We start from the raw sequence: 12,303 nt of genomic DNA, 5'->3' as shown, positions 1-12,303 counted from the left end.
TCGCCCGCGGCGGCGGACCCGCGCGTTCCGTTAGGCTGGGCCACACGGCGCCTTCACAGCCCCGAACGAGCCTAAAACTATGTGCATCCCCCGCCGCGCCCTGGCGCCGGGCAGAAGCGCTGGGATGGGAAGGAACGCAGCCATGACTGACAATTCTATTGAAACCCGCGCCGCCGAGGCCGCCCGCGGCGGCTTCGACCACAAGGTAGCCCTCGTGACCGGTGCCGCCTCCGGGCTGGGCGAGGCCATCGCCAAGGACCTGGCCTCCCTGGGCACCAAGGTCGTCGCCGCCGATCTGAACTACGAGGGCGCCCAGCGCGTCGTCGGGGAAATCGAGGAGGCCGGCGGGCAGGCCGCCGCCTTCCACATGGACGCCTCGACCCGCGAGGACAACCGCGGCGCCGTGGACTTCGCCGTCGAAACCTACGGGGCGCTGCACCTGGCGGTCAACAACGCGGGCATCGCCGGGCCGGGCGCCCCGCTGTCGGCCATGGACCTGGACGCCTGGGACAAGACCATCCAGCTCGACCTGAACGGCAACGTCTACGGCCTGCACTACCAGCTCAAGCATTTCTTAAGCCAGGAGAACCCGGCCGAGTGCGCCGTGGTGATGATGTCGTCCATCCACGGCTCCGTGGCCATCATGGATAACGCCGCCTACACCGCCGCCAAGCACGGACTCAACGGCGTGGCCAAGAACGCCGCCGCCGAGCTGGCCGAGACCGGCGTGCGCGTCAACGCCGTCGGCCCGGCCTACATCAAGACCCCGCTGCAGGACACCCTGCCCGAGGACGTGCAGGCCGGGCTCGCCGCCAAGCACACCCTGGGCCGCACCGGCCGCCCGGAGGAGGTCGCCGCCCTGGTGCGCTTCCTGCTCTCCGACGAGGCCTCGTTCGTCACCGGCGCCTACTACCTGGTCGACGGCGGCTACACCGCGGTCTAGGCGCTAGGCCCGCGCTGGGGTTTTATCCCCACTCCGGGGCATCGCCCAGGCGCAGCTCGGAGTACTTCGCCTCCGGGGCGCTGGCCTGGTAGGGCTTGCCGGCCGGCTCCCAGACCTGGTCGGTGCTGCAGCGCACGTCCTGGGCGTCGACGTCGAGCATCGTAAAGCCCCAGACCAGCTGGCCCTGCGACTGCGGCGGCAGGGTGTACGGGCCGACCTTCTGCTTCAGCTTCCAGTGCTGCTCGGAGACGTAGTTGAAGCCGTAGGTCTGGGTCAGCACCTTGGCCAGCTCGCCCTCGCCGGTGACCCCGGCGCTGACCTCGATGGTCTGGGTGCGCGCCTGGGTCACGGTGTGACTGACCGGCACGGGGCCGTCGGTGTTGTTGGCCACGCTGGTGGCATCGGTCTGCTTGAACCAGCGCCGCTGCGCCGTGACGTAGGTGCCCGTGAAGCCGGGCGTCGCGCAGTGCGACCCCGGGGCGTAGTCATCGTTCCAGCGCTGCGGCAGCTCGAAATCCGCCGCCGGGGAGACCGCGCTTGCCGATGCCGGGTAGCCCAGCGCCACCACCACCGGCAGGCACAGCGCCGCGAGTCCGGCGCGCCGCTTTCCCGCCATGTTTATGCGCCCCAATCAGTGTTGTCGCGGGTGGATACCTGCACGTGGCGCTCCTTCGGCAGGGTGGCGGTGAACTTGCCGCCGTTGGCCTGCCAGGTGTGGTCGGAGCCGCAGACGGTCTTCTGGCCCTCGAAGTCGGAGACAACCCAGCCGGCCTTGAGCACCGCGGTCTTGCCCGGGGCGATGTTGTACGGGCCGACCTGCTCGCCGACCTCGTAGGACTGGCTGTCGGTGTAGCTGGATGAGAAGCTGATGTTGATCAGATCCAGCAGCTTGAAGTCGATGCCGGCGGAGACGTTCCAGGTCTTGGTCTTGGTCTCCTTGATGGAGCGGGTCACCGGCAGCGGCTCGTCGTTGTAGTTGGACACGGTCCAGGTGCCGGCGGAGCCGTCGAAGTAGGTGCGCTTGATGTCGACGGTCTGGCCGGTATCGCCCGGGTTGGCGCACTGCTGGCCGATGACGGTCGGGTTGGCCGGGCCCAGGTCGCGGGCCGGCAGGGCCTGGGCGGCCGGGGTGACAGACGCGGCGGCGACGATGCCGCCGGCCAGGGCCAGGCCGGTCAGGCCGGCGAGGGCGCGGGAAGAGATTGCGTTCAATGCGTGCATGAGGGAACTCCTTGAAGTATGTGGTTGGGGGTTAGTAGGAAGCCTGGGTGGGCACCGGCAGCGACCGGTACTCCTCCGGGGTGACGTCGACGGTGCGCTTGGCCCCGCCCGGGCTGGTGATGGTGGCCTCGGCCCAGAAACCGCTGGGCGCGGAGGTCTGCTTGTAGTTCGAGGTCAGGCTGTACTTGCCGTCCTTGCCGCAGGTGATCTCGCGGTAGTTGATGCGGGTCATCGTCGTGCCGTACTCGACGCGCACGCGCTCCCCTGCGGCCAGGTCCACGTGGCCCAGCTCCGTGCCGACCGGCATGTAGGCGCGCTTGACGGCGCCGACGGATTCGAGCCAGCCGCGTGGGATGTCGCCGCGGTTGCCCTGCCAGTTGGTGTACGGGTGGTGCTCGGCGCCGACCACAAAGTCGGTGACTGGGGCGTACTCGTAATCCTTCTTCGACCAGTTGAGGAAGTCGGTGGAATAGCCCGGCTTGCGGTAGGTCGGCTGGACGGCGGTGATATCCAGCGGGTACCAGGTGCGGGTGCCGGCCTGGCAGGTATCGCCCTCGTTGGGCCAGTCGGCCTCGCGCTGCGGCTCGGTGGTCGGTTCGACGACCTCGTCGCGGGCCGGATCGGCGATCTTTTCCAGGCTGGGACCGGACACGGAGGTATAGGTGCCGTCGATGGGCTTGCTGTTGGCGCCCGGGGAACGGGAGGGGATCTCCATAGCCAGATCGGAGACCGTGCCGTCCGCCCGGATGATGTAGGCGAACGCGTAACGCTCGGCCGGGCCGGTGCCGCGCACGACGTTGGCGCCCGGGGTGTTTTCCAGGCGGCCGTCGTTGCAGCTGACGAACATGGAGATGAAGTCCTTCTCGATGACGCCGTATTCGACGCGGAAGGATTCACCCGGGGCCAGCTTGACCGGGCCGAAGGTCTCGGTGTCGCGCCAGCCGTTGGTCATCTTCAGGCCGATATCGGACTTGGCGGTCGTGTCCCAGCCGTTGGGCAGCTTGGCTTTGGAGTTGGCATCGATCTCGTGGTTGGTGCCCGTTTCCACCTCGGCGGTGTAGGGGACTTCCTGATCGGTGGTGTTGGTGAATTGCAGCGTGCCGTCGCTTAAGTAGCGACGCCCGGTCTCGCCGAAGCGCCACTCGGGCTCCGGGGTGTTCTTGCCGGCGGCATCGCAGGACTTGTAGAGGTTGGCAATAGGGTAGCCCTGCGGCATGGGCGGAACGGCCCGTGCCGAAACTGCGGGGCTGGCCACCAGCGGGACCAGTGCCGCCGCGACGATGGCGACGGCTGCTCGTGCCCAGCCCTTCTTCCCTACGGTTAGCGCCTTGGGTGCGTGCACTTTAAGGGTTCCTTGTCTTGAGAGTGCGGCCCAAGACCCCTTCACTGAACTATACGAAGATTTTAAGCTTCCAGGAAGCCCCTGCGCAAGGCCGGGCGGAAACCACGTGCTGAAACGGAGCGTTCCGGCGGCAGGCAGCGGGCGGCAGAACGTCGGGAGGGCGACGGGCGGCGAGCTGAGGCATCGGCAGCAGCGGCGGGGCGGCATCGACAGCGGCGGCCGATTCCCCCTAATGGGGGCAGGCCTAAAGCCCGCGACAAACGTGAGGACAATCTCATATTTAACGCGCGAGCTGCGAATTTCGTTTCTCATGCAAAATTATCGACTCTTGGGTCTAGAATAGAGGGGACTTTTCGCACTACCATCCCTAAACATGACCATTTCCTCACATTTGACGGAACTAGACAGCTTGAACGACGCCAACACCACCGCCGGCAAGATCGCCGAGCTCAAACGCCGCCGCGCCGAGGCCGAGGCACCCCTGGGCCAGAAGGCCTTCGAGAAGGTCCACTCCCAGGAGCGCCTGACCGCCCGGGAGCGCCTGGACTACCTGCTGGACGAGGGATCCTTCGTCGAGACCGACATGCTGGCCAAGCACCGCACCACCGACTTCGGGATGGATGCCAAGCGGCCGACCACGGACGGCATCGTTACCGGCTGGGGCACCATCGATGGGCGCGAGGTGTGCATCTTCAGCCAGGACGGCACCGTCTTCGGCGGCGCCCTGGGCGAGGTCTACGGCGAAAAGATGGTCAAGATCATGGAGCTGGCCGTGACCACCGGCCGCCCGCTCGTGGGCCTCTACGAAGGCGCGGGCGCGCGCATCCAGGACGGGGCGGTCTCCCTCGACTGGATCGCGCAGACCTTCTACCAAAACGTCAAAGCCTCCGGCGTCGTGCCCCAGATTTCCGTCATCATGGGCGCCTGCGCCGGCGGCAACGCCTACTCCCCCGCCCTAACCGACTTCGTGGTCATGATGGACAAGAAGTCCAAGATGTTCGTCACCGGCCCCGACGTCATCAAGACCGTCACCGGCGAGGAAATCACGCAGGAAGAGCTCGGCGGCGCCGGGGTCCACATGGTTTCGGCGGGCAACTCCCACTACACCGCCGCCACCGACGAGGAGGCCCTCGACTGGGTCCACGATCTACTGGGCTACCTGCCGTCCAACAACCAGCAGCGCAGCCCCGTCGAGCCCTTCGAGCCGGTCACCGAGACCAGCGTCGACGACCTGGCCCTGGACGAAATCATCCCGGACTCGCCCACCCAGCCCTACGACGTCAAGGACGTCATCGCCGCCCTGACCGACGACGCCGAGTACTTGGAGATCCAGGCCGAGCGCGCCGAGAACGTCGTCATCGCCTTCGGGCGCATCGAGGGGCAGACCGTCGGGTTCGTGGCCAACCAGCCACAGGTCTTCGCCGGCTGCCTGGACATCGACTCCTCCGAGAAGGCCGCCCGCTTCGTGCGCACCTGCGACGCCTACAACATCCCGATCGTCATGCTCGTCGACGTCCCCGGCTTCCTGCCGGGCGCGTCCCAGGAGCACGACGGGATCCTGCGCCACGGCGCCAAGCTGCTCTACGCCTACGGCGAGGCCACCGTCCCGAAGATCACGGTGACCATGCGCAAGGCCTACGGCGGCGCCTACTGCGTCATGGGCTCCAAGGGCTTGGGCGCGGACGTCAATCTTGCCTGGCCGACGGCCCAGATCGCCGTCATGGGCGCGGCCGGCGCCGTGGGTTTTATCTACCGCAAGGAGCTCAAGGCCGCCCGCGAGAAGGGCGTCGACGAGCAGGCCCTGGCCAAGTCCTTCGAGCGCGAGTACGAAGACCACATGCTCAACCCATACAAGGCCGCCGAGCGCGGGCTTATCGATGCCGTCATCCTGCCCTCCGAGACCCGCGCCATGGTGGCCAAGAACCTGCGCCTCTACGCCGACAAGTCCGTGCCGCGCCCCAGCCGCAAGCACGGCAACATGCCGCTGTAGCCCGCCCCGGGGTGGGACGGGCTAGAGCTCAGGGCTGTGGCGGTTGCGGGGACTGCGGGGGTTTGCAGGGCAGGGTTCCCGCTTAGGCCGGCGGCACGTTGCCGGCCATCTCAATTTCTACCGTTACCGGGTTCCAAGCGAACGACGCGAACGAGCTGCCCGTCGGGTTGGCGTTGGCATCGCCGTCCTGCGGCCAGCGGTAGGTGACATCCATCTGCCGGCCCGAGGCCCGGTTAATCTCCGGGGCGAAGCCGTAGGGCTGCGCGGTCGCGGTGCCCAGGTACCCACCCTTGTGGAAGAGCATGATGTGGTACGGCGACGAGGCCGTCGCCCCGGTGACGGTGACGGCTGCCCAGGACAGATCCGCGCACGGATCGTAATCCGCGATGGCGGTGTCCGGGTTCCACTCCAGGTTGGGCGCGAGCTGCCCCACGTTGGCCGCGACCGCGGCGTGGGCGTCCGGCTCGCCACACTGGCCGCCGGCCTGCGGGTCAGGCGCCGGCGCGGCCTCCTCCCCTGCGGCGCCGTTGGCGCCCGCAGCGTTGTTCGCGTTCTCGCCGCCCGCGGCGGCTTGGCCCTGCTGTGCCTGGTCTTGCTGTCCCTTTTCTTTCTGTCCCTTGTCCTGCTGTTCGTTGGCCTTGACCGGGTCGGTCTCCGCGACGGAGGCCACGGAGGCCTCGCTGGCGGGGGCGGACTCGTTATCGGCGTTGTCTGCGTTCAGGCCCGAGCATCCGGCCAGCGCAAACACGGCGCCGGCGATACCGGTGGCTAGTATTCCTCGCATGGTGGACATTGCTACTCCTAGACTTGTCTAGACTCCTGGATACGGCCCCATTATGACATGGGCCACCAGGATTCCAGATAACGTTTCCGCTTCAATGCCATGGCAAAAAGCTGTCCGAAGACTGTCCCTACGGTGTCTTTTAGGTGTGCCCGCGCGGTGCGAGTTGGGGGGCCGGCGCGGTCCCGCTTGGGCGGCGCCGCCGTAGTGGTTGGGCGCCGGCGCGGTGCCGGGTGGACGTCGCCGAGGCGTCACGAGGTGTTAACAGAAAAGGGGCGGGCGCCGACTAAAAGGGAGTACCCAGGCAGCCGGGCGGACCGAGGGCGCCTCCGGCGCCGCCCGCAGAGCACAGGCTGCGAGTTTGTTTTATTTTTAGAGGTTGTAGACTAAGCGATTATGACAGATAAACCGGATCTGAAAACGACTGCCGGCAAGATCACCGATCTGGACAACCGCCTGAGCGAGTCCCGCCAGCCCACCGGCGCTGCGGGCCCGACCGACGCCCGACAGCGGGTCCTCGACCTGCTGGACGAGGGATCCTTCGTCGAGACGGACGCCCTGGCCCGCCACCGCTCCACCGACTTCGGGCGCGAGCACGACCGCCCCTACACCGACGGCGTCGTGACCGGCTACGGCACCATCGACGGCCGCCGCGTCTGCGTCTTCAGCCAGGACGCCTCCGTCTTCGAGGGCACCCTGGGCGAGGTCACCGGGGAAAAGATCTGCAAGCTCTACGACCTGGCGCTGAAGACCGGCGTGCCCATGGTGGGCATCCACGAGTCGGCGGGCCCGCGCGTGCAGGAGGGCATCGTCAGCCTGAGCATGCACGCGCGCATCATGGCCGCCGTCACGCGCGCCTCCGGCCTCATCCCGCAGGTGGCCGTCGTGGTCGGCGACAACGAGGGCATGGCCGCCTTCGCCCCGGCCCTGGCCGACCTGGTCATCGTGGCCCGCGGCGGCGCGCTCCACCAGGCGGCCCCGGCCGTCGTCCAGGAGGTCGCCGGCGCCGAGATGACCGCCGAGGAGCTGGGCGGCGCGGATGCCCTGGCCACCAACGGCACCGCCCACCTCATCGCGGAGACCGACGCCCAGGCCCTGGACTTGGCGCGCAGCGCCCTGTCCTACCTGCCGGTCAACAACCGCGCCGAAGCCCCGCGCACCGACGCGGAGATCTCCCACGGATCCATCGCGGACAACGTCGACGAGACCGCCCGCGCCCTGGACTCCATCGTCCCCGACGAGGAGACCGGCGCCTTCGACATCACCGAGGTCATCGCGGCCGTGATGGATCCGGATTCCTTCTTCGAAATCCAGGCCGACTTCGCCGGCAACGTCGTGACCGGCTTCGCGCGCATCGAGGGCCGCGCCGTGGGCATCGTGGCCAACCAGCCGCTCGCCCTGGCCGGCACCCTGGATGGGGCGGCCTGCGACAAGGCGGCCCGGTTCATCCGCACCTGCGACGCGTTTAATACCCCCATCGTCGAGTTCGTCGACTCGCCCGGCTTCCTGCCCCAGCCGGCCGAGGAGCAGGCTGGTCTGCTGCGCCGCGCCAACAAGCTGGCCTTCGCGTTTGCCGAGGCCAGCGTCGGCAAGCTGACCGTTATCACCCGCAAGGCCATCGGCCCGGCCTACGTCTTCATGGGCTCCAAGGACCTGGGCGCCGACCTGGCTTATGCCTGGCCCACCGCCCAGATCGCGGTCACCCAGGCCTCCCAGGCGGCCCGTGCCATCTACGGCGACGCGGCCACGCCCGAGCAGGAAGCAGAGCTGGCCGAGCAGTTCCTGCACCCCTACGCCGCGGCCGAGCGCGGGCTGGTCGACGCCGTCATCGAGCCGGCCACCACCCGCGGCCACCTGGTGGAGGGGCTGCGCCTGCTCGAGCGCAAGATTTCCCAGCCCGCCATGAAAAAGCACGGTAATATAACGCTCTAACGCCCGCCCCGCCCGTGCCAGTTACCACCTACCGTGAGGAGCCACCCGCAGTGTCCGATACCGTGTCCGAAGCAGTGCCCGAAGCAGTGCCCGAATCCAAGCCCCTGTTCCGGGTAGTCAAGGGCCAGCCCAGCGACACCGAGATCGCGGCCCTGACCGCCGTGTTCACCCAGCTCGCCGCCCAGGCCCGCGCGGCCGCCGCCGGCGCCGGCACGGGCGAGCGCAACCTGTGGGGCGCGCGCGACTACGGCCGGCGCGGCCTGCCGGGCCGGGTGGAATACAACCCGAACGCCTTCCGCAACGTGCGTTACTACTAACGATGCCCGCTGCTAACAACGCGGCGGCGCAGAACACCGCCGCGCAGAACACCGCGACGAAGAACTCTGCGACGACCAACTCTGCGGCGGGACGCCGGCCGCGCATCGTCCTGGCCTCCCAGTCGCCGTCGCGGGCCGGGATCCTGCGCTCGGGCGGGATTGACCCGGTGCTCGCCCCCGCCGGGGTGGACGAGGAGGCCATCCGGGCTAGCCTGCCGGACGCCACCCCCGCCGAGGTCGTCGCCGCCCTGGCGCGCGCCAAGGCCCAGGCCGTGGCCGAAAAACACGCCGCGGACTTCGCCCGCGACGTCGTCATCGGCGGCGACAGCATGCTCCTGCTGGACGGACAGCTGCAAGGCAAGCCGCACACCCGCGCGGCCACCGTGGGGCGCTGGCGCGCCCAGGCCGGGCGCACCGCCCACCTGCTGACCGGGCACTGCGTGATCTTCGGCGGGGAGGAATTCGTGGAGACCGCCAGCACGGCGGTCCACTTCGCCGCGGCCGAGGAGTCCGACATCGACGCCTACGCGGCCACCGGCGAGCCGCTGGAATGCGCCGGCGCGTTCACCCTGGAGGCCCTGGGCGGCTGGTTCATCGACGGCATCGAGGGCGATCCCTCCTCCGTTATCGGCCTGTCCCTGCCGGTGGTGCGCCGGGCGCTGTACTCCTTCGGGCTGCGCGTGGCGGATTTCTGGGACTAGCTTCAAGGACGCCAAACGCCGCAGACAGGACCGGGTGGGCGCGACTATACTGGCATGCCATGGAGATGAAAGACATGCTTGCCCCCAACCCGATTAAGCTGCCGGCCGATCCCGGCGCGGAGTCCACGCAGGACCTGCCCACCGGCATCATCGAGCACCCCGACTCGCCGCTGCTGTGGGCCACCCTGGCCGAGCAGGAGCTGGCCCGGCTGCGCGCGGACGAGGCCCTGCCGACCGCGTATATCACCGCCTACGCCTACGCGCGCACCGGCTACCACCGCAGCCTGGACCGCCTGCGTGGCAACGGCTGGAAGGGCTGGGGCCCGGTCCCCTATTCCCACGAGCCGAACCAGGGCGTGCTGCGCGCCATCGCGGCCCTGGCGCACGCGGCCCAGGCCATCGGCGAGCAGGACGAGTACGACCGCCTGCGCCAGATGCTCAGCGACGCCGACCCGGAGTCGGTCGCTGCCCTGCTGGACTAACTGGGCTGGCTGGGCTGGCTAAAGCCGGCTGATAGACCACAACCGCCCCGAGACTCTTGTTCAGTCCCGGGGCGGTTTTCTCTGCCGGTTTGGTGTTTCGGTCTTAGGCGGCGCCGTGCTTGGCCTCGACGCGGGAGATGGCCTCGGCGGCCACCTTCTGCTGGATGCCCATGTCCAGCTCGGAGGTGAAGCCCACGCAGGAGCAGTTGATCTCGCCCAGGACGTAGGTGTCCTCGCCGTTCTCGCCGTCGGCGAGCATGAAGTCGGCGGTCCAGATCAGCGGGATGTTGTCGCCGCCGAGCTTCTCCGCGATGACCGGGCGGGCCTCGGCAAACATGTCGACCAGATCCTGCCAGGACTCCGGGGAGTCGTAGGTGTACTTCGCGCCGGAAAACAGCGTGGCGGAGAAGTTGTCGCCGCCCTCGGCCGGCTTCTTGTGGACCACGAAAACCGGCTCCGCGCCGACGAGGAGGATGCGGATTTCGCCCTCAACGATGCGCGGCATGAAGCGCATGTCCACCAGCATGCCGTTGTCGCCCTCAATGTACTGGTCGCAGAAGTCCATGAACTCGCCCAGCTGGCGCTCCTCGGTGTGGTTGTCCACGGCCTCGGTGCACTTGAGCTCGGTGTCCAGCGGCAGGGTGGTGCCCGGCTCGACGCTGGCGGCCAGCTCCTTGTCCTTGAGCTGCACGCGCCAGATGCCGGAGCCGGTGGACCCGCGGTTCTGCTTGAGGACGCGCTCGCCGTAGGACAGGGTCTGCGGGAAGGTCTCGTGGAAGCTCTCGACGTCGTAGTAGGCCTGGGTGTCCTCCGGGACCAGGTCGGTCTGGTTCAGCTTGACCAGGGCGTCCTTGGCGCCGTAGGCCATCATCTCCTCCGGGGTGGACATGCCCACCAGGCCGGCCTCGGACAGCTTGGTCAGAAGGTCAAAGTAGCCCTTCTCCCCGCCCGGGATGTTGCCCGGATTCACGCGGGAGATGTAGGCGTCGAAGTTGGTGGAGACGTAGTCGAACAGATCCTCGGACCACTCCGGGCGGAAGTAGACGACCTCGGAGTGCCAGCCGGCCTCCTGCAAAGACTCGACGATGGGCATGGTGTCCTTGCGGTGGCCGTTGAACTGCTTGTCGGATCCGCCTTCAACCTCGAAGACGACGATGGCTTTGTGCATGGGTGAAACCTTTCGGGAAAGGGGGCATCGGTCACGTCTGGGGCACCGGATTTCTGGCGGCTCCCACACCCTATAATTTATCGGACTTACCGCCGCCGCGCGCGCCGGGAATTACCCCCTCTATCCCACCTTTAAGCGGGGTTTTTGGGGGTTTATTCGGCCCGGCGAGAAGCCCGCGGCCGCCCTACCAGCACACTTGTTATAACCAGCGCCCAGGCGGGGCGGCGCGGGGCCGGGAGAGGGGGCATCGCCGGGCAGCGGAATGTATTGAATACCACACCCGTCGCGGGGAAGTGACCAATCGTTTTCCGCGCGGTAAGGTATGTGGCAGTAAAAGTTATACGAAGATTCAACCGTGATTCAGCCGCGCCGGCCTCGGCCCCGGCGGCTGGGTCAACGCTTTTCGGATCGCGCCGCACAACCCCCTACCCGCCTTGGCATACGGCGCGCACCACATTCCGACGAAAGGTTTCAAAGAGCATGACCGAATTCGACCCGCACCCGCCCTTCCAGGACTTCGCCCACCCCGGCCGCTTGGTCTCCGCGCCGTGGCTGTCCGCCCGGCTCGGGGTGAAAGGTCTGCGAGTCATCGAGGTCGACGAGGACTCCCTGCTCTACGACATCGGGCACATCCCCACCGCCAGCCGCATCAACTTCCAGAAGGAACTGCTGGATCCGACCACCCGCGACATCATCGACGGCACGGCCTTCCAGCAGCTCATGCAGGACAAGGGCATTAGCCGCGAGGACACCGTGGTCTTCTACGGCGACAAGTCCAACTGGTGGGCCGCCTACGCCCTGTGGGTCTTCGAGCTCTACGGGCACCCGGACACGCGGCTGCTCGACGGCGGGCGCGACGCCTGGATGGCCGAGGAGCGCGACACCTCCTTCGCCGTGCCGGAATTTCCGGCCTCCGAGTACCCGGCCGTCGAGCGCGACGACGCCCCGCACCGCGTCTTCGTCGACGAGCTGCGCACCACCGACGCCGTCATCGTGGACACCCGCAGCCCCGCGGAATTCGCCGGCCAGCCGACCAGCGCCTCCCCGCAAGGCAACTCCGCCTACGGCACCACCATCCGCCACGGCCACATCCCCGGCGCGACCAACCTGGAGTGGGACCGCGCGATCTACCCGAACGGCACCTTCCGCTCCCTGGAGGAGCTGCGGGTCAACTACGGCAACCTCAACGCCGGAGATCCAACCATCCTCTATTCGCACGTCGGCGCACAGGCCGCGCACACCTGGTTCGTCCTCAAATTCCTGCTGGGAGTCGAAGACGTCCGCACCTACGACGGCTCTTGGGCCGAGTGGGGCAATATGGTTCGCATGCCCATCGAGCGCTAGAATCCTAGTGTCTAAGCCGAGCTGGGTGTAACACGCCGGAGAAATTCCCGTATCTAACCTGGTACGGGAATGTTTTTTGCAT

The 12,303-nt window shown here is 67.8% G+C and carries 12 protein-coding genes; 7 read left to right on the top strand and 5 right to left on the bottom strand.

The window, feature by feature from the left end; translation table 11 throughout:
• Nucleotides 1-142: 142 nt before the first annotated feature.
• Nucleotides 143-943 (top strand): SDR family NAD(P)-dependent oxidoreductase, encoded by an 801-nt coding sequence (locus tag QQS53_RS02510; protein ID WP_472774362.1) that lies wholly within the window; start codon nt 143-145, stop codon nt 941-943.
• Between the two features lie 22 nt (nt 944-965).
• Here QQS53_RS02510 and QQS53_RS02505 read toward each other — a convergent pair whose 3' ends face one another.
• The 3 genes from QQS53_RS02505 to QQS53_RS02495 are packed head-to-tail and all read right to left on the bottom strand — an operon-like array spanning nt 966 to nt 3,380.
• Entirely contained in the window at nt 966-1,559 is a 594-nt protein-coding gene (locus tag QQS53_RS02505; RefSeq protein ID WP_472774361.1) for a hypothetical protein, read from the bottom strand.
• A 2-nt stretch (nt 1,560-1,561) separates the two neighbouring features.
• The gene (locus QQS53_RS02500) at nt 1,562-2,164 is read right to left on the bottom strand and encodes a hypothetical protein (protein WP_472774360.1); all 603 of its coding nucleotides are present in this window, start codon (nt 2,162-2,164) and stop codon (nt 1,562-1,564) included.
• A 31-nt stretch (nt 2,165-2,195) separates the two neighbouring features.
• A complete protein-coding gene (locus tag QQS53_RS02495; protein WP_472774508.1) occupies nt 2,196-3,380 on the bottom strand; it encodes a hypothetical protein in 1,185 nt (394 codons plus the stop codon).
• 499 nt (nt 3,381-3,879) lie between these two features.
• Here QQS53_RS02495 and QQS53_RS02490 point away from each other — a divergent pair, with 499 nt between their 5' ends.
• A complete protein-coding gene (locus tag QQS53_RS02490; protein WP_472774359.1) occupies nt 3,880-5,496 on the top strand; it encodes an acyl-CoA carboxylase subunit beta in 1,617 nt (538 codons plus the stop codon).
• 82 nt (nt 5,497-5,578) lie between these two features.
• Here QQS53_RS02490 and QQS53_RS02485 read toward each other — a convergent pair whose 3' ends face one another.
• Entirely contained in the window at nt 5,579-6,289 is a 711-nt protein-coding gene (locus tag QQS53_RS02485; protein ID WP_472774358.1) for an LppP/LprE family lipoprotein, read from the bottom strand.
• Nucleotides 6,290-6,673: 384 nt separating this feature from the next.
• Between QQS53_RS02485 and QQS53_RS02480 the strand changes: the two genes are divergently transcribed.
• The 4 genes from QQS53_RS02480 to QQS53_RS02465 are packed head-to-tail and all read left to right on the top strand — an operon-like array spanning nt 6,674 to nt 9,709.
• The gene (locus QQS53_RS02480) at nt 6,674-8,209 is read left to right on the top strand and encodes an acyl-CoA carboxylase subunit beta (protein ID WP_472774357.1); all 1,536 of its coding nucleotides are present in this window, start codon (nt 6,674-6,676) and stop codon (nt 8,207-8,209) included.
• Nucleotides 8,210-8,259: 50 nt separating this feature from the next.
• Nucleotides 8,260-8,526 carry an acyl-CoA carboxylase subunit epsilon gene (locus tag QQS53_RS02475; RefSeq protein ID WP_472774356.1) on the top strand — a complete coding sequence of 89 codons (267 nt, stop codon included), beginning with the start codon at nt 8,260-8,262 and terminating at the stop codon, nt 8,524-8,526.
• Between the two features lie 2 nt (nt 8,527-8,528).
• A complete protein-coding gene (locus tag QQS53_RS02470) occupies nt 8,529-9,227 on the top strand; it encodes a nucleoside triphosphate pyrophosphatase (RefSeq protein ID WP_472774355.1) in 699 nt (232 codons plus the stop codon).
• Nucleotides 9,228-9,286: 59 nt separating this feature from the next.
• Nucleotides 9,287-9,709, top strand: coding sequence for a DUF3151 domain-containing protein (locus tag QQS53_RS02465; RefSeq protein ID WP_472774354.1), 423 nt, complete (start codon nt 9,287-9,289; stop codon nt 9,707-9,709).
• A 103-nt stretch (nt 9,710-9,812) separates the two neighbouring features.
• Here QQS53_RS02465 and QQS53_RS02460 read toward each other — a convergent pair whose 3' ends face one another.
• Entirely contained in the window at nt 9,813-10,877 is a 1,065-nt protein-coding gene (locus tag QQS53_RS02460) for a Cj0069 family protein (RefSeq protein ID WP_472774353.1), read from the bottom strand.
• Between the two features lie 480 nt (nt 10,878-11,357).
• Between QQS53_RS02460 and QQS53_RS02455 the strand changes: the two genes are divergently transcribed.
• The gene (locus QQS53_RS02455; RefSeq protein WP_472774352.1) at nt 11,358-12,221 is read left to right on the top strand and encodes a sulfurtransferase; all 864 of its coding nucleotides are present in this window, start codon (nt 11,358-11,360) and stop codon (nt 12,219-12,221) included.
• Nucleotides 12,222-12,303 lie beyond the last annotated feature (82 nt).

This window comes from Corynebacterium sp. 2571A (assembly GCF_055700935.1).
The sequence above is the reverse complement of the archived record's forward strand: the minus strand, read 5'-3'. Positions and strand labels throughout refer to the sequence as shown.